Genomic DNA, 24,467 nt, shown 5'->3' on the forward strand with positions numbered 1-24,467 from the left:
CCGATGCCATGATGATCGCGATACCGGAGCTGCTCGACGCCAAGCAGGTTGGCGTGGTGCGCCAGATCATCGATGGCGCCGACTGGATCGACGGCAACGCCACGTCGGGTCACCAGTCAGCATTGGCCAAACGCAACGAGCAGCTGCCCGAGGGCAGCGTGGCAGCGCGCGAGGCCGGCGGCATCGTGCTCGATGCGCTGGGCCGTTCGCCGCTGTTCTTCGCGGCGGCGCTGCCGCTCAAGGTGTTTCCACCATTGTTCAACCGCTATGGCGAGGGGCAGACTTTCGGGACGCATGTCGATAACGCAATCCGCATCCAGCGCGGCACCGACTTCCGCCTCCGCAGCGATCTGTCGGTCACACTGTTTCTCGAGGACCCGGCGGCCTATGATGGCGGCGAACTGGTGGTCGAGGACCGGTTCGGCGTGCAGCAGGTGAAGCTGCCCGCGGGGCATGCGGTGGTCTATCCCTCGTCGAGCCTGCACCATGTGACGCCGGTGACGCGCGGGGTGCGGGTGGCGAGCTTCTTCTGGTTGCAATCGATGGTGCGCGACGATGGCGCGCGTTCAATCCTGTTCGACCTCGACCAGAATGTGCAGCGGCTGACGGGGCAGCTGGGCGGTGAGGACCGGTCGGTGATCGAGCTGACCGGTGTGTATCACAATCTGCTGCGGCGCTGGGCGGACGCCTAGTCAAGCAGCGCCTGAAGGGCTGGCGACAGCCGCTCCCCGGATGGCGTCAGCACATGCGCCGCGAGTCCTTCGCGTCCGGCCAGCGCCATGCCCGCCTCTGGCCCCAGCACCGTGAGCGCGCTGGCCCAGGCATCGGCGAGCATGCAACTGGCGTGGAGCACGCTGACCGACGCCACGCCGTTCGCTGACGGACGCCCGGTGCGTGGGTCGATCGTGTGGCTGCCCTGCGCCGATGTCCGGCGGTAGTCGCCGCTGGTGGCGATGGCGAGGCCGTGGAGCGCGACGCGCAGTGGCAGCATCGCGATGCCCGGCGGCGCTTCGACATCGACCCACCAAGGCTGGCCATCGGGTTGAATGCCCGCGCCGGTCAGCTCGCCGCCGATCTCGACCAGGAAATCGCGGCAGCCCAGCGCGCGCAGGATCGCGGCGACGGCATCGACCGCATAGCCCTTGGCGATGCCCGACAGGTCGAGCCGGGCGGGGCGGGTGCGGCGCAGGCGGAGCAGCAGCGGGTCGAACTCGACCGCGTCATGGCCCGATGCGGCGAGCGCGGCGGCGATCTCCGCATCGCTCGGGATGCCGTGCCGGGGACCGGGCGGGCCGAATCCCCACAGATCGACGGCAGCGCCGATCGCCGGATCGAACGCGCCCCCGCTGCGGGCGGCGATGTCGAGCGCGGCCGTCATCACCTCGGCGAATTCAGGCGCGATACGGTGCCAGCCGCCGGCAGCCGCCGCGTTGAAGCGGCTGAGCTGCGACGATGGCTGCCAGTGACTCATCTGGCCGACGATGTCGTCGAGCGTTGCCGCGATCATGCGCTCGACGCCGTGCGGCGGATCGACGATCGCCGCCGACCAGCTCGTCCCCATCGTCGCACCGCCGAACCGGCGCACAGACGCGTTCGCCCGCCGCCGGTGAAAGGCTGCCGGCGACAAGGTGGCCGGGATGGCCACACGCGCTGGGAACATCGTGGCCGTCAGGGGGCCATCACCTCGACCGTCGTGACATAGCTGGCGCGGCGGGTGCCGGGTGCCGGCGGGCCTTCGGTCTCACCGGCGGGGCGCGGGGTGGTGACGTTGATCCACGTCATGCCGGGATCGCTCCACTTGATCGTGACCTTGCCGTCGGCGCCGGTCTTGAGGTCCTGCTGTCTGAGCTGGTCGCGGTAGCGGATGCCGCCGGGAATGACGGTGACCGGCAATCCGGCCGCGGGCTTGCCGTCGAGCAGGAACTGGAGGGTCGCGTCCTCGCCCATGACGAGGTCGTTGGGATGGGTGACGGGCACGAGCTCGATGCCCTTGCCGGTCGGCTTGAACACGGTGTTCGAGGGCTCGCCCGCGGTGACGAAGATCTCGTTGCGGTTGCTGCTCTCGCTGGTGCGGACATCGGTCGCGCCGGCGGGGATCGCCTGGGCGAGATTGGCGGTGGTGGTGCCGCGCGGCAGGCGCTTTTCCTCGCCATTGAGCTTGTAGCTGCCGATCACCCCGTCGGTCGCATAACAGATCTTGTAGGTGCCGCGCTGGCTGATCTGCACGTCGAAGGTCGTGCGGTAGCGGCCCTGCGCCTTGTTCTTGACCTCGCCCGGCGACCCGTCGGGCAGCAGCACGCTGACATCGGCGCGCAGCGGCTGATGCTCGAAATAGAAGAGGTCGTTGGAGACCGCGGCGTCGACCGTGACCCATACGTCCTCGCCCTCGCCCGAGACGACGGTCATCGACGGGAGCATCCATTGGCGGTGCGCCTGAACGGTGGCGGGGATGGCGATGGCGATCGCCGCGGCGGCGATCAGCGTGTTGCGGAGCTTCATGTGATTCCCCTCGGGTCAGCGTTTGACGGTGAGCGCGACGGCGCCGAGCTCGGACGAACCGGCGGCTCGGGTGGTGCCGCCCTTGGGCAGTGAGAAGGGCAGCCGGACCAGCTCGCGGCCGCCGACTTCACGTGCGGCCTCGACGACCAGCGTGTAATTGCCGGGGCCGAGCTGCGGCTTGAGACTGAGCTTGTGCGTGCCCGGTGCTTTGGTCGCGCCGCTGACGCCGGCTGCCGGGAATTTCATCGCGCGGCCCGAGGCGCGCCACCATTGCCGCACGTCGCGCAGCCATTTGGTGCCCTCGTTCGCCTTCATGTCGTCGTCGTACCAGACGGCCAGCGTCTTCGGCGCCGCGCCCTCCTGCTCGAGCCAGATCGCCACATAGGGCCGATGATATTCGGCGACGGTCAGCCGCGGGATCGTCACGCTGATATCGAGCGTCTGCGCGTGCGCGAGGCCCGGCGCGAACAGGCCGGCGCCGATCGCGCTGGCGGTCAATCCGGTGATGCGAAGCTGCATGGGCGGTTTCCCCTAGTGGATGAAATAGATCGCCAGGATGGCGGGAATGGCGAGGCCGGCTGCGACCAGCGGCCAGGTACTCGGACGGTGGCGGGCGTGGAGCTGGAGGAGGACGAGTCCGGTCAGCGAGAAAACGACGCAGGCCAGCACGAAGATGTCGATGAACCACTTCCACACCGTGCCGGCGTTGCGGCCCTTGTGGAGATCGTTGAGCCAGGCGATCCAGCCGCGGTCGCTGGTCTCGTTGGTGACTTCGCCGGTTTCGCGGTCAATCGCGACCCAGCCGTCGCCACCGGGGCGGGGGAGGGCGAGATAGATTTCCGAAGCGGACCATTCGGCGGCGGCGGTGGCGCGTTTGACCGGGAGATTGGTCTCGACCCAATCTGCAACCGGGGCGGGCAACGGCCTTTTCGCGTCCGGCGCATCGTCGGGTTTGATCGTGGCGAGCAGTGGCGCGGGCAGCTGCGCCTTCTTCTCGATCGTCTGCGGCGAGCCTTCGATCTCGGCGGCGTGGTTGAGCGTGAAGCCAGTGACCGCGAACAGCAGTAGTCCGATCAGGCTGACTGCCGAGCTGACCCAATGCCAGGTGTGGAGCTGTTTCAGCCAGAACGTTTTCCGGCTTTTCTTGCGAGGCGCCGGTCGGGCAGTTCCGTGCATGGGGGAAGGCATTCCAATTGCGAGTCGTTCGCGGGATTACCGAGAACGATTCGCAATTGCAATGTGCCGAGCGATCAGTTTTGCGCGGTCAGCGCCCCAGAAGCACGCGTGCTTGTCCCGCGATCTGCGCCAGCATCGCGGCATTGGGCGCGGGTGCCTTGCGTGCGCGATCGATCAGGGCGGCGAACTGCGCGACGCGCGGGCCGTGCGTGGCGAGCCAGGCATCGACATCGGCGCGCGGATCCTTGCCCTGGCCGCGCGCGAGGAATTCGAGCCGCAGCTGCTGGAAGTCGCGCGCGAGGCCCGCGATCAGCAGCCGTTCCCACGGATCGCCCGCGACGATGCGTGCCGCCACCGCCTGCGCCCAGTCGAGCCCGAGCGCCTGGCCGAGCTGGGTGAAGGCCTGAGTCAGCTCGGTCTCGTCGATCTTGCGCCGCTGGCCGAGGTCGGCGAGTCCGACCGCGCCGTCGAGCTCGAAGATGCGCACGATCTTGGCGGCGAGCTCGGGCGGCGCGCCGGCTTCCTCGAGCTTGGCGGCGATGCGGCTCGACTGCGCGCGCGCCTCTTCCTTGAGCAGCTTCTTCGCCTGTCGGTCGAGCGCGGCGATGCCGGGCTGCAACCGCGCGAGCAGGTCGCCCGGCCCGTCGCCGGGACGGCAGACGCGCAGCAGGTCGGCGATCTGCGAGCGGGTGGCGACCGCCACCTCGTCGAGTAGCGCGAGGCGGGCGCCTTCGCTGATCGGCGCGGTCTCGATCGCCTGCCAGATCGCGGGCAGGCCGAACAGCCGCTCGGCGACGACAAACATCGCCGCGATGTCGCGCAACGCGGCGCCTTCCTCTTCGGCCAGCTCGAACGGGTGCAGCACGCCGAGCCGGTTGACGATGCGGTTGGCGAGCTTGGTCGCGACGATCTCGCCGCGCAGGCGATGGTCCTCGATCGCCTTGCGGAACTTGGTCTGCATCGCCGAAGGGAAGGCGGCGAGCAGGTCGGGCAGCAGCTCGGGGTCGGTACCCAGATCGCCATCCTCGATCGCGTCCTGCAGCGCGAGCTTCGAGGTCGCGAGCAGCACGGCGAGCTCGGGCCGGGTGAGGCCGCGGCCATCCTGCGCGCGGCGCAGGAATTCCTCGTTGCTCGCCAGCCCCTCGACCGCGCGGTCGAGCCGGCCCGAGGCTTCGAGGATCTCGGTCAGCCGCACGAAGCTCGGCACCGCGACCGGCCCGTCATTTTCGAGGAACGACAGCGCGAGCGTCTGGAGGCGATTATCCTCCAGCACGAGATGCGCGACGTCGTCGGTCATCGAGGCGAGCAGCGTGTTGCGCGCCTCCATCTCCAGCCGGCCTTCGATCACCTCGCGGTTGAGCGCGATCTTGATGTTGACCTCGTTGTCCGAGCAATCGACGCCGGCCGAATTGTCGATGAAGTCGGTGTTGAGCCGACCGCCGCGCATCGAAAAGGCGATGCGCGCCGCCTGCGTGACGCCAAGGTTCGCGCCCTCGCCGATCGCGCGCGCGCGCATCTCCTCGGCATTGACGCGCAGGCGGTCGTTGGCGGGATCGCCGACCTCGACATGCGCTTCGGATGCGGCCTTCACATAGGTGCCGATGCCGCCGAACCAGATCAGGTCGACCGGCGCCCTGAGGATCGCCGAGATCAGCGCGCCCGGCTCGATCTCCTCCGCCTCGATGCCCAGCACCGCGCGGATTTCGGGCGAGAGCTTGATCACCTTCTCGGTGCGCGCGAACACGCCGCCACCCTTGGAGATCAGCGCGGGATCATAGTCCGCCCAACTCGACCGTGGCAGATCGAACATGCGGCTGCGCTCGGCCCAGCTGCGCGCCGGGTCGGGATCGGGATCGAGGAAGATGTGGCGGTGGTCGAACGCCGCGACCAGCTTGATCGCCTTGGACAGCAGCATGCCGTTGCCGAACACGTCGCCCGACATGTCGCCGCAGCCAGCGACGCGGATGCTCTCGGTCTGGACGTCGGTGCCCATTTCGAGGAAGTGGCGCTGGACGCTGACCCATGCGCCTTTGGCAGTGATGCCCATCGCCTTGTGATCGTAACCGACCGAGCCGCCGCTGGCGAAGGCGTCGCCGAGCCAGAAGCCGCGCTCGATCGCGATCGCATTGGCGACGTCGCTGAAGGTCGCGGTGCCCTTGTCGGCGGCGACCACGAAATACGGGTCCTCGCCGTCATGGATGACGACATCCCTGGGGTGCACGACCTTGCCGCTGACGATGTTGTCGGTGACCGACAGCAATGAGCGGATGAAGACGCGGTAGCTTTCCTTGCCCTCCTCGAACCATGCGTCGCGGTCGAGCGCGGGGCTGGGCAGGTTCTTGGGATAGAAGCCACCCTTCGCGCCGGTCGGCACGATGACGGCGTTCTTGACGCGCTGCGCCTTCATCAGGCCGAGGATCTCGGTGCGGAAGTCGTCGCGGCGGTCGGACCAGCGCAGCCCGCCGCGCGCGACCGGACCGGCGCGCAGGTGGATGCCTTCGACGCGCGGGCTGTACACCCAGATTTCGCGCCAGGGCAGCGGGGCGGGGAGGCCGGGCACCTTCGCGCTGTCGAGCTTGAACGCCAGCGCCTCGGCCGCGGCGGGGGCGAAGGCGTTGGTGCGCAGCGTCGCGCGGATCACCCCGGCAATGGCGCGCAGGATGCGGTCGTCGTCGAGCCCGCTGACCGCGTCGAGTCCGGCGGCGATGGCGGTGTCGGCGGCCTTGACCGCGTCCTCGCTGGCCTTGGTCCGCGCCGGATCGTGCGCGGCGGCGAAGCGCTCGACCAAAGCGGTGGCGACCGCGGGCGCGCGGCGCAGCGCCTCGACCACGGTGACGAGGCCATAGGGCAGTCCGGCCTGGCGCAGATAGCGGAACCAGGCGCGCAGCAGGACCACGGACGCGGGGGCGAGCCCCGCCTCGACGATCAGCCGGTTGAACGCGTCATTTTCGGCGCGGCCTTCCAGCACCGCGGCGATGGCGTCCTCGACGATGGCGACTTCGCCCTTGAGCCCACCGCCATTGGCCAGCGTCACTTCGAAATCGTGCAGATACGCCCCCGGATCGCCGGGGAGCGCGGTCGGCACTTCCTCGATCACACGGAATCCGAAATTCTCGAACACCGGCACCGCGTCGGACAGCGGCAGCGGTCCGCCGAGGCGATAGAGCTTGATGCGCAGCTTGCCCGCCTGCTCGAAGATGCGCACCGATCGCGCGCCGGCATCGGACAATCCGGCAATGCGCACGATGTCGCGCGCGGCTTCCTCGGCCGGGCTCGAATTGCGGTAGCCGAACGGGAAGGCGCCGGCATAGCGCAGCGCTAGCCGGGTGGCGCGGGTCGCGGCGATGCCGCTCTCCATCAGCGACGCCTCGACCGCGGGCAGCCAGCCGCGCACCATCCGCTGAAGCTCGTCGTCGAGCGCCGCGGCGTCGGGCATGCGGCCCTCGCCGCGCAGGTCGAGCGTGTAGCGCAGCAGGGCGACTGGCCCGTCGTCGAGCGCGATCGACCAGGACAGCTCGCTGGCATTGGCGGCGCGCTCGAGCATCTCGCCGATCGCAACGCGGCGCCCGGTCGACACATCGTCACGCGGCAGCCACACGAACGCGAACAAATGCCGGCCGAGCGCGCTGCGGATCAGCACCAGCTTGGGCCGTGGCCGGTCGGTCACCGACATCGCGGTCAGCGCGATCTGCTCAAGCGCCTCGGCCGGGAAGCCGGTGGTGAGATCGTGCGGCAGCCCGGTCAGCGCATGCGCCAGCGCCTTGCCGGTATGGCCGCGCGGGTCGAAGCCGAACTTCGCCTCGAGCGCAGCGATGCGCGAGCGCAGCACCGGGACTTCCTCGGGCGCGGCATGCAGCGCGGCGCTGGTCCACAGCCCGGCATGGATCGACAGGCCGGTGATGCTGGGGCCGTCGCGCAGCGGCACGATGACGAGGTCGAGCGGCGCACGGCGATGGACGGTCGAGATCAGGTTCGACTTGAGCAGCAAGGGCGGCTGACCGCCCGCCTCGAACCATTCGACCGCGAGCTGGCGCGAGGATTCGGCGAGGATCGGCGCGGCGAGCTTTTCGCGGCAGATGCCGGCGGATTCGGTGATGCCGCTGTCGCGGCTCCATTTCTCATGGCCGACCAGCGTCATGCTGCCGCCCTGGAACCAGCGCAGCAGCGCCGCGCCCTCGGGATCGGCGATGCGGTTGGCGTCCTCGCTCATCGCGCGGCGCAGTTCGGGCCAGTCGGTGACGGCGGCGCGGACATGGCCGAGATTGCGTTCGAGATCGCGGACCAACCCCGAGCGGTCGCGCGCGTCGGCTCGCTCCATCTCGATATAGACCATCGATTCCTTGAGCCCGCCGCTGCCGATCCCCGCGAGCGAGCCGTCGCCCTTGCGCTCGACCGCGACGACCGGGTGGATCACGCGGCGGATCGGAATGTCGTGCGCGGCGATCGCCGCCGAGATCGAATCGACCAGGAACGGCATGTCGTCATTGACCACCGCCAGCCGCATCGTGCGGCTGTCGCCGTCGAGTCCGGATTCGAGCGCGATCCCAGGCGTGCCGGGCGCGCGAGTCGCCGCGGTCTCGGCCACGAAGCGGGCGGCGGCGGTGCATTCGGCCTCGCCGAACCCCTCAAGCTCGCCCGGCAGGGCTCCATCGGTGAGGCGGCTCTGCAGCGCCTCGGCGAGCGACTTGATCGGCGTCTTGCTCATGGCGCCGCGCTATGCCCGTGCGCGCCGCAAGGCTCAAGGGGTGCGTCGGGTAAAAAGTATCCGGTGTGACTATATTGCAGCGCATGCTGCGCAGCATGCGCAGCATGCGCGTCAGGCGGCGGCGCGGCGCATCGCGCGTTCGGCCAGCGCGGGATCGTCGTCGAGCTTCGCCACGATGTCGAGCATGCCGTCATTTCCGGCGCGCGCGAGCAACAGCACGAACTCGCTGGTCCCCGCCTCGATCGCGACATGCGCGAGCGGCGGTCGGCTGAGCAATTCGGCGCGCGCGCGCTCGAACAGGCCGGGCTGGACGGCGGGCTTGCGCAGCGCCCGCTCGGCCTGGACGATCGCCTTGATCCCGCCGGGCTCGGCGGTGAGGTAGGCGTCGAGCCCGCCTTCGGGCACGTCGTGGCGGCGCGCGTGAGTCATCACCGCGGCGAACTCGGTCAGCCGCGTCTTGTCATAGCCGGCGCCGAACACGAGCTTGGCGGCCGCCGTCATCGGCGCGCGCGCCTGCACGGTGATCCCGGCTTCCTGCAGCAGCGCGGCATATTGCGCCGCATCGCCTTCGGCGGCGCGCGCGAAATCATAGGCGCGGGCAAGCGCGCGATAGAGCGAGGCGCGGCTGCGCGTGTCGGCTGCGCGCGCGGCGGCGGCGCTCTCGCGCGCCAGCATCAGCCGGCCTGCCAGCGTCTCGGCGCCGTGCGGCGGCACGACGATGTCGTCATGGGGAATTTCGGGCTCGGCCGATTCGCTCGCGATGCCGGCGCTCGGCCCATCGGCCCAGACTGGCGAAGCGGGCGCGGCCGGCGGCGCGGCGCGGCGCGCTTCCTCGACCTCGCGCTCGAGCTTCGCCTGAGTCGCGGCGTCGACCATCTCCTTCCAGTTGATCACGCCATAGATGAAGTCGATCGTGTCCTCGTCCGACGAATAGGGCATCAGGATGCCGCGATAGAGCGTGTTGTGCCCGCGCTGGCCGACGAACTCGGCCTCGAAGCCGATCGGCGCGCGGTTGGCGATGATCTGCAGATAATGGTCGGTCAGGCGCGACAGCAGCGAGCGGCTGGGCACTTCGGCGACATGCGTGATCTCGCTGGTGACGCCGCATTCGTCGCGCAGCGATGGGCCGAGATAGCGGATCGCGGGATTGTCGATCCCGCCGGTGAAATCGAGCAGCACGCTGTGCGGGCCGAAATCGACGATGCTTTCCGGGTCGAGATCCTCGATCGACGGATAGGCGCGACCGCGCAGCAGCGACACCCAGTGGTTGTATGCGCGCACATGCATGCGGCGCTCGTCGGTGCCGATGTCGAGCCGGGGTTCGGAGACACCCGAATCGTCGGCGCCGGAATCATACGGGCCGGTGTCGATGCGGTCGTCGAGTCCGCGGGCGGTATCCATGCGCATGCTCCACATGAGGGCCTTTGCCCTCGAACCTGCCGAGTCTGCGCATGGCATGGTAAATGTTGCGTAAAGCCGCGCCGCGAAGATGATCCGCCGTCAACCGATCGGCAACGCTTGTCAGCTAGGGGAGAGGCTGGTAAGCGCCGCCACCTTCCCGGCGGCGTATCGCCGGGCGCGCCGCTTTAGCTCAGTTGGTAGAGCATCGCATTCGTAATGCGGGGGTCACAGGTTCGAGTCCTGTAAGCGGCACCATTCCTTTTGTCAGGAAAACGCGTGAGTTGCGGCCGGGCGTGGGTTCGGCTGGATACGCGTTTGCGCCCCGCGCAGCGTTTCTCGGCACGGCGTGCAGGTAGCAGCCCCATTTCAAGGATATGCGCGGGAATAGCGCCTTGGAGCGGTCGACAGCGCAATGGGGCATCCGTAGAGGCGCTCGCCTACCCCGTGCCCAAGATGGCGGAATTGGCAGACGCACCAGCTTCAGGTGCTGGCGGTCGCAAGGCCGTGGAGGTTCGATTCTTCTCTGGCACCATTTTCCTGTTCGCGGATGGCCGCCGCAGGTTAAGAAAGCCGCAGAAATTCGCCATGAATGAGCACGCGTCGTCCGGGCTTATTCGCCATCGTTCGCCTCCATTCGGAGGGTCGTGGGGGCCTTTTCTGGGCCCCGATCCACGTCGCAGAATCGAGGCCCGCATGATCGCGCACAAGCCGAGCCGGGTCGGCGTCAGCCGATGACTGGCGCTGCTGGCTGGCCGGTGGGGCGGGTCAATCTCGGACGCTTTAACTTATCCGCGCACCCGCCTCATGACGTCATACCGAGCTTGTAGTTAGAACTCGGTGGAGAGGCTGACCCTTACCATCCGCCCATAGGGATTGCCGATAAAGGGCTCATAGTTGAGATCTTCCCTGGCGAACGGCGGATCGACATTGAAAATGTTGAACACGGTTGCGGCCAGAACGACGTTCCACGGAAGCCGGGCCTGCAGGTTGAAATCGACGGATATAAAGTCGCCGATGTCAGCGCCTTGCAGTAGCGAGGTGCCGGCTGCGGAAACCGTGCGGTCGGGCGCATAGGGTCCGGCGCGTGTGTCGAACCGCTGGTCATGAAGACCGCCGGTGTAGTTGACGGTGAAACGCGTATCGATCGCCCCCTTGCCCAGATCGACATAGGCCTGGCCTTTCCACTTCGGGACGGGATAGAGGGTGGACTGATAGTTGAGCAGCCCGACGCCATCGAAAGCCCGCTGTACCGTTACGCCGTCAACGAGGATATCGCTGAACTTGTTGTGAAGCGTGCGGGTGGCATCCACGCCGATGCCGAATCTCACGCCATTGCCCAGCAGATCGTTGTTCCGGTAGTTGAGGCTGAGATCGATGCCGTCCGACATCAGCGTCGCCCCATTTTGATATTGCGTGCGGACGCGTGAAACGTCGTTCCCCGTCGTCGCGGCGGTGCAGCCCGGCGTCGTGAAGGTGAAGCGCGCCGCCAGAGCGGGATGGATGGCGCACTGGTTCGGACTTCCGGTCGGGAACAAGGTCGATACCATCGCGCCCAACGGATCGCTGACAATCACATCGCTTATCTCGTACCGGAAATAGTCGATGCTCGCGTTGAAGCCCGAGAATTTGAAAAGCATCCCGGCCGAATAGTTCGTCGCGCTTTCAGGCTTGAGCGAAGGATTGCCGAACACGTCCACCGGCTTGAAAGTCGATCCGATCAGCTGCAGCGTCGTGATGAAGTCGCCCGTAATGGTGTCGAGCACCGGACCGCGGAAGGTGGTGGCGTAGCCGCCACGGAAAGCCAGCCAAGGTGTCGCCTGCCAGCGTGCGCGGATTTGCGGATTGGTGGTGGACCCGACATTGCCGCCATAATCCTCGTAACGAAGCGCCGCCTGGACATCCACGCTTTCGATCACCGGAAGTTGAACTTCCGCGAAGATCGCCTTCACGCCACCGTCGAGCGACGTGTTCACATTCGATCCGATGAAAGCGAGGGCGCCATTCGCCGGGCTGGGCGTCGTTCCAGCCAGCGGCGCGCACGCCGCCGGGTTGGTGTTGCCCGTGATCGGCGTGTCGCGGCAGGGCGTGGTCGCCAGATTGTTGTTGGCGCCGTAGCGCTTGTCCAACCAGGAGTGGCGATATTGCGCGCCCACGCCGAAGCGGATCTCGCCACCCGGAAGTGTGATGCCCGAAAGCCCGCTGAGATTTGCGTCAAACACGGCCAGACGGCTGTCCACGACCGTCGTCGCCTTGACATAGAACCAGTCGGTCAGCGCCCGGCTGTTCGCGAGCGCGGCGCTGCCTTGCGGATTGGTCGTGCCGTTGACCGCGCCCGCGGTCACGGCATTGCCAAAGGGGTTCAGCCACAGACAGCCATTCTGTCCCGGCGTATTCGCCGCGATGTTGCAGCTGGGGCCGCCAAATCCGCGTAGTGCGAGCTGAACGCGGTCGCCGAACGAATCATAATCGTCAACGTAGCGGTGATAGTCGTGATAGGTGGCCGATACGCTATAGCTGATGTCCGAACTGATCTTGCCGGTCAGCTCTGCTGTCGCGCGCATGGATTCGGACAGGCGTTGGCCGCGTCCCGCGCCCGGCGCACCGGGTTCGTCGAGCCGCACGGGATTGCCGCCAGCCATATATGGCCGGAACAGCAGCAGCGGAAACACCGCCCCCGTCGCGGTTGCCGGCAGCGCGCCGGGGTTGGCCGCACGATAGGCGATGAAGCCGGGGTTGGTCTCCGGAACATACGATCCGATCACGCCGGGCGCCGGATTGGTTCCGCCGAACGCCACCAGCGATGGTTGCTGCGTGAGCAGGCGTGAAGGCGCGTTGCGCGAATGCGGGACATCGCTGTGGCCGTACAGCGCGCTCACGGTGAACTTGGTGTCGGCTGCGATATCCACTTCCGCATCGACAAAGGCCGTCCACCGTCGTTCGAGATCGGTGAGCGATACGAAGGGGGTATATTGATTATAGCATCGGCTGTTGGCGCCGACGAACCCGCCAAGGGCTGCGCAGCTGCTGTCCGGCATGGCGGCGGTGACGGGGGCGCCGGCCGCATTGACGGCGAGGAAGGTCGAGGGATTTCCGCCGCCGGTCCAGCCGCCCTGAGGGTTTTCGAGATAGGGGCGGATCGCGAAGTCGCGATCGCTGGCCAGCAACTCGCTCCGCTTGTTGTAGCCGACCGCAGCCAGGATGCGGAAATTGCTGCCGATATGACCATAGCTTATCGACGCATCGATATCGCCGTCGGTCCCCATTACATGCTTGTAGCCGGCCGAGGCACGGAAACCCTGCTGGTCGGTCCGGGTGATGAAGTTGAGAACGCCCGCGATCGCGTCGGAGCCGTAGGTCGCCGCTGCACCATCTTTCAATATTTCGATCCTGCCGATGGCGGCGGTCGGGATCAGATTGAGATCGACTGCGGGCACGCTGTTGCCTGACGTCACGAGGCGCTTGTTGTTCAGCAGGACCAGCGTGCGCTGCGGGCTCAGTCCGCGCAGATTGGCCGTGGCGATGCCCTCCGCGCCCTGGGAACGGCTGTCATAGGGATTTGAGTCGCCCAGCACGCCGCTGGAGGTGGGCAGCGCCTTCAGCAGTTCGACAGCTGACGGTGCGCCTTGTTTCTGGAGTTCGTCGCCGCCGATCACGTTCACCGGAAGGAGGGCGTCCTCGCGCGTGCCGCGGATGATCGATCCGGTAACGACGATCTCCTGCTCCGGAACCTCCGCGATCGGGGCCGGACTTGCCGGTGCGGGGGCGGGTGCCAACCGTGCCGGCGAAGGGGGGGTGTCGCGAACCTGCACGACAGCGACCGGCCGGCTCATGCTGGCGGCACTGATCTTGGCGAGCACGATCCCGCCTTTCGGACCGGCAATGGGCCGCAACCCGCTTCCATCGAGCAGAATCTCCAGCGCATTCGCCGCGGGCATCTGGCCGCGCACCGCCGGCGCCGTCTTGCCCGCCAGCAAGTTCATCGGCGCGAGCACGGCTACGCCCGACTGACGCGAATAGGCGATGATAGCGGTGGCCAGCGGTTGGGCGGGAATTGAAAAGGAGCGATGGCTGTCCCTTGCGACGGCCGGTGCGGTCAAGGCGCCGATCGAAACCTGCGCGACAAGCGAGAGCGCAAGAATCTTGAGCTTGGAATTAGGCATAGTCCCCCCCCTTTTTGCATCCGTTGTTGTCAGGATTGCCGACTAAGACGGACGAAGGGGTGGCGATCGAAGGGCGTTGTCAGAAGAATGTCGTTCCGGCGCTCATTTTTTGGCGCTGATGGTCACCTCGCCGGTCGAATCCCTGCCGATCTTCACGGGGAGGATCAGCGGCAGATTGGCGAAAAAGGCTTCGAGATCGTCGCGCATGAAGGTGGTGGCGATGCGTGCGTCGGCCAGCTTCGGGTCTTCGATCCTGACGCCGGGCGCATAATAGCGGTTGAGATCGTCGACCACGTCCGCGAGCCTGGCGTTGGCGTAAGTGAGGCGGCCTTCTCGCCATTCGCCGGGCGGGACATCCACTTTGACAACGCCCGACGCCGATCGCGCGTCGAATAGCGCAACGTCGGCCTTTGTCTCCACCTGCTGGAAGGCGCCGAGGACATGGCGGGGTCCGGAGCCGAACAAGGGAGCCTCCTCCCTGACCTGCACGACGCCATCGAGCACGGTGGTGCTGACGCGGTCGACGCCTCGGTTGACGTCGAACCTCGTGCCCAGCACACGCACGCTTGTATCACCGGCGTTCACGAGGAACGGCCTGCTCCGATCATGTGCGACCTCGAAAAAGGCCTCGCCATAAATGAGCTCGGCGTAGCGCTCGCTTCCCGCCACGCTCGTTCTTATCCGGCTTTTCGGCCCCAGTGTGACGCGGGTGCCATCGGCAAGCTTGAGCAGCCGAATTTCCGCAACGGTGGTGCTGATGTCCGTCTCGGCCCGCGGCAGCAGGATGGGTAGGAGAAGCATCACGGCAAGCGACGCGGCGATTGCCGATAGCGCGATGCGCCCTGGCCGCGAACCGCCGATATAGGCGATGGCTGAGCGCCGGTTGCGCGGCGCCGCAAGCGGCGCCATCGGCCTTGGCTCCAGATCGCCCAGCGAGCGAAGCCCCGCGACGCTCGCCATGAGCGTTTCCATGTCGCGGAATGCCTTTGCATGGTCGGGATGCTCGTGCAGCCAAATTTCTAAGGCCTCACGTCGTTCGGCGGTCATCTCGCCGCTTTGGTTTTCCGCAACCCAGTGGCTCGCCTCGGCGATGATGTCGTCTCTTGTCCTGTCCATGGCGGCTATCGATCCAAGCTTCCGGCGAGGGAGGATGCGTCTAGCGCTTTTTGACATTCCGCCAGTGCCGACGCCATGAGCTGCCGGACGCGCGCCTCCGAGATGCACATCTCCCGCGCGATTTCGACATAGCGCATCTCGTGAACGGCATGCATGACGAACACTTTCCGTCGCTTCGCCTCCATAGCGCGAACCACGGTTTCGACGATCGCGAGTTGCTCCCGCCCCAATAAGACGCGCTCGATGTCCAGGTTCGCAGGCTCGTCGCCCGGATCCGCCACGATTTCATCGTGGAGCGCCGCGTCCCGCACTCGATCCCGCCGGCGGGAATCGAGCACGACGTTGCGTGAACAGGCGTAGAGGAATGCTCGAGCATTGGCGATTTCCTGCGGCTTCTCCAGCGCGGCGAAGCGGGCGAATGCGGCGTGCACCACTTCTTCGGCATCAGGCGGTCCCAGGCCGAACTGGCGCTCGATATAGCGGCAGAGCTCCGCCTTATAGGCGCGATAGGTGCGTTCGAGCAGGCTGTCCTTGGGCTCGAAGGCTAACGCTGAATCAATTGGTAGTGCTTTGCGCATCTCACCAATCCTCCCCCGCACGGTTTTACATCTCACCGGGCGGATGGAAATAGGCGGCGGCAAAATGACTCGAAGATGTCTTGAGTCACCCTTCCTGATGATCAACCTCCGACGCCGCCGCATCCGCTCGCGTGATCGCGATTAGCGCGGACCGTGGGCGGGTCTCGCCGTCTATATTGGGCCATGTGCTGCCATCCGACGGGTGCTGGACGTTGACGAACAGAATCCGGCCATCGGGCGTGCAGGTGATGCCGGTGATCTCGCAGCCTTTCGGCCCGGTGAGGAAGCGGCGGATTCCGCCTCTCCCCGGATGGCGGGCGAGCATCTGCTGGTGTCCGAATCCCCGGTCGGGTTGGCATAGCCAGGATATTGCGCGGGAATAGCGCCTTGGAGCGGTTGACAGCGCAATGGGGCATCCGTAGAGGCGCTCGCCTACCCCGTGCCCAGATGGCGGAATTGGTAGACGCACCAGCTTCAGGTGCTGGCGGTCGCAAGGCCGTGGAGGTTCGAGTCCTCTTCTGGGCACCATTTTTCCGGATTCAACCGGGGGCATCCAGCAAGCGGCTGGTTTCAAATCATAATTTCACCGACAATCGCTGGTAACCGTCAGGGTTAATCCAGCTGATTCCAGCAAAGAGCCGCAAAAAGAGGCTCATTTTGTGACTGCTGGGGCGGACCGTTTCAGCCCGTCGATCTGCACGCCCGCACCGACGTCCGTTCATCTTGAGAGCGGGTAAACCGATGGATGCGAAGCCAGACTACGCCCGGCTGCTCACTTTGCACCTGTGCGCGACTTGTCCCGAATCGCGCGGAACTCGTCGCCATCAACCCAGTTCGGCCAGCCGGTTGTCATCGCCAGCTCGCGGCCGACGGCATAATAGATCTGCACATCCTGCGCGAGGCCGTCCCAGTTCCAGTTCGGGTCGAACTCGTCCTTCGGACTGTGGTAGCGGTTCCTGACGTAATCGGCCGCGAGCGCCTGTCCGGCGGCCTTGCCTCCCTCGATCAGATCGTCCCCGCCCTTGAGGAACAGCATCGGGACGCCACGCTTCGCCAGGCTGAAGTGATCGGAACGGTAGTAGGATCCCCGTTCCGGCGTCGGCTCGGGTGAGTTGACCCGGCCCTGCTTCACCAGCGCGCGGTCGAGATAGGCATCGAGATCCGATTTGCCACGCCCCACCATCACCACGTTGAGTGCAGCGGGCGTGGGGATCAGCGTGTCCATGTTGATCCCGCCCACCGTCCTGCCCAGCGGGAACACCGGATTGGCGCCATAGTGATCCGCGCCGAGGAGATAGGATTCCTCCGCCGTGAACGCGATGAACACCATGCTGCGATCGGCCGGACCGGCCTTGCCGTTCGCCTCGGCGAGCGCGATCAGCGCGGCTGTGCCGCTGGCATTGTCGACCGCCCCGTTGCAGATGTCGTCGCCGTCCGGCGCCGGCTCGCATCTGCCGAGATGGTCCCAATGCGCGGTGTGCAGCACATATTCGCCGGGCCGCCTGGCGCCGGGCAGGATGCCGATCACATTCTTGGAACGGTGCCGGCGCAGCGCATTGTCGAAGCTGAGCGACGCCTTCACGCCGGCGAGCGGCACCGCCTTGAACCCCTTGCGGCTGGCCGCAGCGACGAGCGTGTCGAAATCCCGCCCGCCGCTCGCCAGCAGCGCGCGCGCCTTGTCGAGCTGGATCCATCCCGACACCGGCGGCTTGCTGCCATCGCCGGGGGCGTCGGCGATGTCGGTCTCGCCGCTCCAGCTCACCTGAACCGTTCCCCAGCCATAGGCGGCGGGTTCGGACTGGTGAACGATCAGCGCCGCGGCCGCGCCCTGCCGCGCCGCCTCCTCATATTTGTACGTCCACCGGCCGTAATAGGTCATCGCCCGCCCGCCGAACGGCCCGTCCAGCCCCGTGGACTGCCAGTCGGGATCGTTGACGAGGATGATGACGGTCTTCCCCTTCACGTCGATCCCGGCATAGTCGTTCCAGCCCTTTTCAGGCGCGTTGACGCCATAGCCGACGAACACGACCGCGCTGTCCTTGACCGCCGTCCGCGGTACCGGGCGGTAGGAGACGGCGACGTAGTCCGACCCGTGCTTGAGGCTGAGTGGCTGCGTCCCTCCCGTGAAGCTGAGGCCCGAATGATTTTGGCTGGTCACGGCGACCAGCGGCACGTCCTGAAACCAGCTGGGGCCGTTTGGGCCATTTGGGTTTCCCGGCTTCAGACCCGCCTTCTGGAAATGCCGGACGAGGTAATCGAGCGTCTTCTGTTCCCCTGGCGTCCCCGGTGCGCGGCCTTCGAACTCATCGGAAGCGAGCGTGCGCAGTGCCTCCTTCAGGGTCGCTATCGGTATCGCCGGCAGGCCCGTCCGGTCCTGCGCCGAGACGGAAGCGGCGCAAAGGAGCCCGAGCAGGACAGGAAGGACGAACCTCATCCGCTTGCCCCTACCAGATGCGGATGCGCTGCGCGGGCGCGAGATACAGCTTGTCGTCCGGCTTGACCGCAAAGGCGTCGTACCAGCCGTCGAGATTGCGGACCATCCAGACGCGCTGGATCGACGGCGCATGCGGATCGGTGAGCAGGCGTTGGCGCAGGTCCGCCTCGCGGTAGTTGCGCCGCCAGATCTGCGCCCAGCCGAGGAAGAAGCGCTGGTCGCCGGTGGTCCCGGCGATCACTGGCGCCGGCTTGCCGTTCAGCGAGCGGCGATACGCGTCATGGGCGACCGCGATCCCGGCGAGGTCGCCGATATTCTCGCCCAGCGTGAATTCGCCTTTCACGCGCTGGCCCGGCAGCGGCTCATAGCCTTCATACTGCGCTGACAGCGCCTTGCCCGCCTTGGTGAACGCCGCGACATCCTGCGGCGTCCACCAGTTGGCGAGCCGGCCCTGCTCGTCATATTTCGCACCCTGATCGTCGAAATGATGGCTGATCTCGTGGCCGATGATCCCGCCGATCCCGCCATAGTTGAGCGCGGGGTCTGCGTTCGGATCGAAGAACGGCGCCTGCAGCATGGCGGCCGGGAAGACGATCTCGTTCAGGCCGAAATTGGCGTAGGCGTTGGCGGTCTGCGGCGACATCAGCCATTCGTCGCGGGGAAACGGCTTGCCGAGCCGGTCGAGCTGATACCGGACGTTGAAGCGGTTGGCGCGAACGAGATTGCCGAACAGGTCGCCGGCCCTGATCTCGAGCCCCGCATAATCGCGCCAGCGATCGGGATAGCCGATCTTGACCGTGAACCCGGCGAGCTTCTTGCGCGCGCGCAGCTTGGTGTGCGGCTGCATCCAGTCGAGCCGGGCGATCCGCGCGTCCATGGCCGCGATCACATTGGCTATCAGCGCGTTCGCACTCGCTCTATATTCGGGCGGGAAATGCCGGGCGACATATTCCCGGCCGACTGCATCGCCCAGCGCCGTCTCGGTGAAGACCACCGCGCGCCGCCAGCGCGGGTCGGGTTCGGGCGTGCCCTTGAGTGCCTTGCCGTAAAAGGCGAAATTCTGCTGGTACACCGCTTCAGGCAGCGCGGTCGCCAGGCTCTCCAGACTGCGTACCATCAACTGGTCGCGCAACACCTCCAGTGGTGCCCGGTCGAGCGCTGCCGCGATCGCGGCGAATGCGCTCGGCTGCGTCACCTGAAGCTCGCTGATCCTGGAACTCAGCGCTTTCAGCAGCGCGGTGAGATCGAAGGTGGGCGAGGCGAAGCGCTTCGTATCGGTCAGCTTGACCTTGTTGTACGTCTTGGTGACGTCGGTCGAATCCTCGCGCGTCCAGTGCGCCCGCGCGATCTCGGTTTCCAGCGCGAGGATCGCGCGCGCGCGCCGGTCCACGTCGCGCTCGCCCGCCAGAGCGAGCATCCTGGCGAGATGATCGACATAGGCCGCGCGGATCTGCGTCATGCGCGGCTGGTCGAGCAGATACATGTCCCGGTCGGGGAGGCCGGTGCCACCCTGTTGCAGGATCAGTTGTGCCCGTGTGGGATCGAGCTTGTCCGGCACCACGCAGCCGAGGATGGCGGGACAGGCGACCGGCCCGGCGATCCCCATCTCGAGCGCCTCGGCGATCAGGGACGTGTAGCCCCTGCGATTGTTCAATCCTCTGACCCGGTCCAGCCACGGCCGGATCGGTGCCAGTCCCTGCCGCTCGACCGAGGGCGCGTCGAGATAGCTCGCATAGGCGCGGCCGATCTGGCTGGCGGGATCCGCCTTTGCCGCCTCGAGAATGTCGCGCACGCGTGCCTTCGAGCGTTCATCGAGCATCTGGAACATGCCGTAATTGGCAAGATGCGCAGGAATGGGCGTCGATCGGGCCCAGCCGCCGTTGGCATAGGCGAAGAAATCGTCACCGGGCCTGATCGAGCGGTCCATGCCGCTTTCGTCGAAGCCATAGGCCCCGACCGCCGGAGCGGCCGAGTCCGCGACCTTGGAGGGCTGTCCCGATGCCAGCGATCCCGGCCCTGCAAGACCCAAAAGGGCAACGGGGCCAAGCAGGCGAAGCGCCGGCTTGCCCGCACTGGCCTTGCTCGCCACTTTGATCATCCTGTTGCTCACGGCGCGATGGTGCCGAAAACGCGCCATGCGCCAAACCGAATAATTCTGGCGCAGACCCGCAGATCATCTAGGCGTCGGCGCGAGCCGGTCAGCAATGCGGTGCGGCGAGCGTATGAATCATCTGCGCTTCGCGGCGATGTAGCGATCGACCTGTTCGTCGAGGATGTCGAGCGGCAACGAGCCCTGACCCAGCACCGCCTCGTGGAAGTCGCGAATGTCGAAGCGCGTTCCGAGCGCTTTCTCGGCCCTGGTGCGGAGGGCCGCGATGCGCAGCTGTCCAACCATGTAGCTCGTCGCCTGTCCCGGCCAGTTGAAGTAGCGGTCGACCTCGCGCGCGATATCGGTATCCGACAGCGAGCTGTTCGCGCGGAAATAGGCGATCGCCTGCTCGCGCGTCCAGCGTTTGGAATGGATACCGGTATCCAGTACCAGCCGGATCGCGCGCCACACCTGCAGCGAGAGCATGCCGAAACGGTCATACGGTCCCTTGTACACGCCCATTTCGTTCGCCAGACGCTCGGAATAGAGTCCCCAGCCTTCGGTATAGGCGCCATAGCCGCCGAACCTGCGGAACTTGGGAATCCCGACCAGTTCCTGCTGGCGTGCGATCTGGAAATGGTGGCCGGGCGCGCCTTCATGCGCGGCGATCGCCGCGAGCTGAACCTTCTGCGTCTGGGTCATGTCGACCAGGTTGACGTAGAAGATGCCCGGTCGCGCGCCGTCGGCGGAAGGCGCGTTGTAGAAGGCGGTCGAGGCGGTTCGCTCGCGCCATTTCTCGACCGCGCGTACCTCGAGCCCCGCCTTGGGCAGTATATGGAAATAGCGCGGTGCTGCCGCCATCGCCGCGCCGATCACCGCGCGGGCGTCGCGAAGATATTCCTCGCGACCCGCTTCGGTGTTCGCATATTTGAACTTCGGATCGGAGCGGATGTGCTCGAAGAATTGTTCGAGCGTCCCCTGGAAACCGACCTCGCGCCTGATCGCATCCATTTCGCCGCGGATCGCCGCGACCTGCGCCAGGCCGAGCCGGTGGATCTGGTCCGCCGTCAGGTTGGTGGTGGTCGATGCCTTGAGCCGGTCGGCATAGTAGGCCGCGCCGTCGGGCAGGTTCCACACGCCGAAATTGCCCTTCGACTTGGACTCGGTCTGATCCAGCGTCGCGATCAGGAAATCATAGCCCTTGCGGAACGGCCCGGTGAGCGCGGTGCGCGCTTTCTCCAGCAGCGCCGCCTTGGCCGGCGCCGGTGTGTTCAGCGCGGCGACCTTCTTGCTGAAATCCGCCCAGACCGTCGACTCGGGGCCGCCGTCGAAGGGGGCGCCCGTGATCACCTTCCGCGCGTCTGCCCGAACCGGCGCGAAATTGACCTTGTTGGGTACGATGCCCGCGTCCGCCTGCCGCCGCATCGTCGCCGAGACTTCGCGCATCACACGCTCGGTGTCGCGCAAGCGGGCGATATAGGCTTCGGCGTCGGCGACGCTGTCGATCTTGTGCGTGTTGATCAGCAGGACGGGGATCGCGCCCGCCGGGCTGCCGCTGGTCGAGATCGGAAAGCGGAGCTGGCGGAACCGGAACGACTCGCGCCCGCGCTCGACTTCATATTCGAACAGCCGGAAGCTGACGCGCGCGCTCTCGCCGAGTTTCGCCGGATCGAACCGCGCGCGCATCGCCTTGAGTTGCCGCTCGGCCAGCTCGCGTTCGCGCACCGCCGCCGCGTCGGTATAGTCGTCCAGCCGGCCATAGTTGGTCTTGAAGCCAAGCTGCGTCTGCGCCTCCGGGCTGAGCTTGAGTTGCTCGTCGAACGCCTGGTCGAGGAACGCCAGCAGCGCCGCATCCTGCGTCTGCGCTTGCATGGTCGCGACTGGGGCGGGTTCAAGGGTGCCGCCCTGAATGACGGGCAGGGCAAGCAGCAGCGCGAGGGCACGACGCATCATCATCTCCAAGACTTACGCTTCATGCGCCGTCGAACGGGCGCCGTCCATTCGCGGATCACTTACCCAGTTTGAGCGGCTGGCCGATCGCGTCGGCTGCGATCTCGGCGTCCGTAAAAGGAAAACGGTGAAGCTGCTTCTTCGCGAATTCGCGCGTCTGGTCGGCATGGTGCGGCGAGGCGGGATCGCTCGATTGCGAATAGGTGAGGATCGACTTGGCGACCGGCCCCTTGTCATCGAACGTCACCGACTGGATGTAGCTGCTGCCGTGGATGACGTTGAACCCACCCTTGGTCGGCAGCCCGCCCATCCAGTTGAGCACGCCGCCCCACGCGCCGCCCGAGACAGGGATGCGTTCGGCGCCGCGCTCGGCGAACTGGATCTGGCCGAGCGGCGCGTCGAGCGGAACCCCGAGCAGCTTGAACAGGCCCGCCGCAGCCGTGAGATCGGCGAGCAGCGCGTCGCCGGCCGCGCCCGTTATGTCGAGTGAGGCCGGCGTGCCGACGATGTCCTTGGGATCGAACGGCGTCTTCCAGATATTACGCCCCGAATTGGTGACGCGCATCCAGAAGGCCGAGAACAGCATGCCGCCGCGGCTATCGACCTCCATCTTGCCGTCCCATTTGGCCAGCGCGGCGCACGCGTCGGCCGGCGCGCCTGACCGTTTGCACAGCTGGAGCAGGTCGCCCAGCACGAGGTCGGCGACGAACACCTTGTTGCTCAGCATCGCCGCCGCGCCGCGATCGATATCGACCTTGCCCGCGGCGAGCATCGCCCGGATCGCCTGAACGCCCGAGCGCGTGCGCATGTCGGGCAGCGGGCCGGGATCGGTACCGAGCATCGGCGCGCGCTCGACCGGCGGCAGCGCCGGATTGGTCCAGCGATAGCTGTCGTTGGAGTTCTGCACATAGTCGCGGCGCAACTGCACGACCATCTCGCGGCCCGGTAGCAGGCCGGGGGCGGGGGCGGCGCTGTCGCTGGCCCAGTCGCACGACGATCGGCTGCCATCGAGCTCGTACATGCGCGAATAGAGGTTGGGTAATTTGTCGCCGCGCTTGCCGCACTCGGCGAAGCGCTCGGCGGAAAGGTTGGGCGCCGGCGTGATGTCGGCGAACATCGACGCGCCGCCGCGGTCGGCGGCAATCGTGTTGATGAAGCCCGACCCCATGTGCTGGGTCAACGCGGCGCGCAGGTCGTCGACCGTTCGCGCCCTGCCGAAGGCGAGATAATTGTCGGCCGCGCGCATGTTGTTGTGGTTGGCATCGCGCACCGCCCAGGCGGTCTCGCGCGTCCAGGCATAAGGCGTGCCGGGGATCGACACGATCGGCCCGTGGCGCGAGGCATAGACAGTGCGCACGATCGGCGCGCCGTCCTTGACCGGAATGCTGAGCTGACGCCGGATCATGGGCATGCGCTTGCCATCGACCAGATAGACCGTCGGATCAGCGGGATCGAGCGTCAGCCGCGCGAGCGTCATGTGGACGGCGGTATCGACCGTATGCGTCCAGGCGACGTCCTTGTTGAAGCCGATGCCGATATAGGGCTGGCCCATGATGCCAGCGCCCGCGACGTCGAACTTGCCCGCTATCGTCATGTGCATCTGATAGAAGCGGTTCGGTCCAATCCACGGGAAATGCGGATTGCCGACCACGAGCCCGCGGCCGTTCGCGGTGGCGTCGCCGCCGAACGCCCAGCCGTTGCTGCCCAGCATGATCTCGCCCGAGGCGACGGCGCCGGTCGCCGGTGCGGCCTTCGCAGGCTCGGTACCGGGCGGCCGGGTCTGCGCGATCTGGACACTGAGGCCGGCGGACGAAGCGAACAGCTGAAAGGCATTGGCCCAGCGCAGCACGTCGAGCCGCGTGATGTCGCGCACCCAGGGCTGGTTGGCACACGCCGCGGGCAGACGTCCGGCACGGTCCTTGAGGAAGCGGTTGTAGCCCGCGACCCAGCCGTCGATCACGGCGCGGGAGTCCGGCGCGAGCCGCCTGAAGCCGGCGGTCAGCGCGGCATCGTCGAGCACGGTGCGGTAGAAGACGTCATTGTCGATATTCTTGCCGGGCCACACGCCGATCGTCGCCGCACCGTCCGGCCCGAAGAAGCGCGAGCGCTCGCCCGCGACGCTCATATAGGCGTCGGCGAGCAGGCAGATATTGTCCTGCGCCTGCGCATAGGCGGCGCCATAGCCGAGCCCGGCGAACGTCTTCGCCTTGATGTGCGGGATGCCGAAGCGCGTGCGCGTGATCGTCGCGTCCGTGCCGGGAGCGGCCTGAGCGGGGAACGCCGCCGCGACACTCGCGCTCGCAAGCAGCACGGCGATGCCGGCACGGATACGCATGGAACCAACCGTCATCTTCGCTAC

General features: G+C 66.7%; 15 protein-coding genes and 3 tRNA genes. 4 read left to right on the top strand and 14 right to left on the bottom strand.

The window, feature by feature from the left end:
- Window positions 1-8: 8 nt before the first annotated feature.
- Entirely contained in the window at window positions 9-692 is a 684-nt protein-coding gene (locus M9978_RS08880; protein WP_254292667.1) for a Fe2+-dependent dioxygenase, read from the top strand.
- Here the strand turns inward: M9978_RS08880 and M9978_RS08885 are convergent.
- The 6 genes from M9978_RS08885 to M9978_RS08910 all read right to left on the bottom strand — a co-directional run bounded on the left by M9978_RS08885 (window position 689) and on the right by M9978_RS08910 (window position 9,781).
- Window positions 689-1,585 carry an FAD:protein FMN transferase gene (locus tag M9978_RS08885; protein WP_254292668.1) on the bottom strand — a complete coding sequence of 299 codons (897 nt, stop codon included), beginning with the start codon at window positions 1,583-1,585 and terminating at the stop codon, window positions 689-691. The two genes, M9978_RS08880 and M9978_RS08885, sit on opposite strands and share 4 nt — an antisense overlap.
- A gap of 83 nt (window positions 1,586-1,668) precedes the next feature.
- Window positions 1,669-2,499 (bottom strand): DUF4198 domain-containing protein, encoded by an 831-nt coding sequence (locus M9978_RS08890; protein ID WP_254292669.1) that lies wholly within the window; start codon window positions 2,497-2,499, stop codon window positions 1,669-1,671.
- A 15-nt stretch (window positions 2,500-2,514) separates the two neighbouring features.
- On the bottom strand, window positions 2,515-3,018 hold the full coding sequence (locus tag M9978_RS08895) for a DUF2271 domain-containing protein (protein WP_254292670.1): 504 nt from the start codon (window positions 3,016-3,018) through the stop codon (window positions 2,515-2,517).
- Between the two features lie 12 nt (window positions 3,019-3,030).
- The gene (locus tag M9978_RS08900; RefSeq protein WP_254292671.1) at window positions 3,031-3,675 is read right to left on the bottom strand and encodes a PepSY-associated TM helix domain-containing protein; all 645 of its coding nucleotides are present in this window, start codon (window positions 3,673-3,675) and stop codon (window positions 3,031-3,033) included.
- A gap of 88 nt (window positions 3,676-3,763) precedes the next feature.
- Window positions 3,764-8,380, bottom strand: a complete 4,617-nt coding sequence (locus M9978_RS08905) for an NAD-glutamate dehydrogenase (RefSeq protein WP_254292672.1) — start codon at window positions 8,378-8,380, stop codon at window positions 3,764-3,766.
- Between the two features lie 111 nt (window positions 8,381-8,491).
- Window positions 8,492-9,781, bottom strand: a complete 1,290-nt coding sequence (locus tag M9978_RS08910; RefSeq protein WP_254292673.1) for a PAS domain-containing protein — start codon at window positions 9,779-9,781, stop codon at window positions 8,492-8,494.
- Between the two features lie 179 nt (window positions 9,782-9,960).
- Here M9978_RS08910 and M9978_RS08915 point away from each other — a divergent pair.
- Window positions 9,961-10,036, top strand: a tRNA-Thr gene (locus M9978_RS08915).
- Window positions 10,037-10,227: 191 nt separating this feature from the next.
- Window positions 10,228-10,313 (top strand) — tRNA-Leu (locus tag M9978_RS08920).
- Window positions 10,314-10,608: 295 nt separating this feature from the next.
- On the opposite strand, the gene M9978_RS08925 is transcribed toward M9978_RS08920, so the two are convergent.
- The 4 genes from M9978_RS08925 to M9978_RS23520 form a co-directional block, all read right to left on the bottom strand.
- A complete protein-coding gene (locus M9978_RS08925; RefSeq protein ID WP_254292674.1) occupies window positions 10,609-13,941 on the bottom strand; it encodes a TonB-dependent receptor in 3,333 nt (1,110 codons plus the stop codon).
- 102 nt (window positions 13,942-14,043) lie between these two features.
- A complete protein-coding gene (locus tag M9978_RS08930) occupies window positions 14,044-15,114 on the bottom strand; it encodes a FecR family protein (RefSeq protein WP_367305061.1) in 1,071 nt (356 codons plus the stop codon).
- On the bottom strand, window positions 15,063-15,635 hold the full coding sequence (locus M9978_RS08935; RefSeq protein WP_254292676.1) for an RNA polymerase sigma factor: 573 nt from the start codon (window positions 15,633-15,635) through the stop codon (window positions 15,063-15,065). Before M9978_RS08935 ends, M9978_RS08930 begins: the two co-directional genes overlap by 52 nt.
- A gap of 85 nt (window positions 15,636-15,720) precedes the next feature.
- On the bottom strand, window positions 15,721-15,960 hold the full coding sequence (locus tag M9978_RS23520; protein ID WP_436977176.1) for an alkaline phosphatase PhoX: 240 nt from the start codon (window positions 15,958-15,960) through the stop codon (window positions 15,721-15,723).
- Window positions 15,961-16,076: 116 nt separating this feature from the next.
- Here M9978_RS23520 and M9978_RS08945 point away from each other — a divergent pair.
- A tRNA-Leu gene (locus tag M9978_RS08945) sits at window positions 16,077-16,163 on the top strand.
- Between the two features lie 244 nt (window positions 16,164-16,407).
- Here M9978_RS08945 and M9978_RS08950 read toward each other — a convergent pair.
- The 4 genes from M9978_RS08950 to M9978_RS08965 all read right to left on the bottom strand — a co-directional run bounded on the left by M9978_RS08950 (window position 16,408) and on the right by M9978_RS08965 (window position 24,458).
- On the bottom strand, window positions 16,408-18,069 hold the full coding sequence (locus tag M9978_RS08950) for a M28 family peptidase (RefSeq protein WP_254292677.1): 1,662 nt from the start codon (window positions 18,067-18,069) through the stop codon (window positions 16,408-16,410).
- 10 nt (window positions 18,070-18,079) lie between these two features.
- Window positions 18,080-20,167, bottom strand: a complete 2,088-nt coding sequence (locus M9978_RS08955) for a M13 family metallopeptidase (protein ID WP_436977177.1) — start codon at window positions 20,165-20,167, stop codon at window positions 18,080-18,082.
- 129 nt (window positions 20,168-20,296) lie between these two features.
- Window positions 20,297-22,114: a DUF885 domain-containing protein gene (locus M9978_RS08960; RefSeq protein WP_254292679.1), complete on the bottom strand. Its 1,818-nt coding sequence runs from the start codon at window positions 22,112-22,114 to the stop codon at window positions 20,297-20,299.
- A 52-nt stretch (window positions 22,115-22,166) separates the two neighbouring features.
- Window positions 22,167-24,458, bottom strand: a complete 2,292-nt coding sequence (locus M9978_RS08965) for a penicillin acylase family protein (RefSeq protein WP_254292680.1) — start codon at window positions 24,456-24,458, stop codon at window positions 22,167-22,169.
- Window positions 24,459-24,467 lie beyond the last annotated feature (9 nt).

It is taken from the genome of Sphingomonas tagetis, from assembly GCF_024211275.1.
GTDB lineage: Bacteria > Pseudomonadota > Alphaproteobacteria > Sphingomonadales > Sphingomonadaceae > Sphingomonas > Sphingomonas tagetis.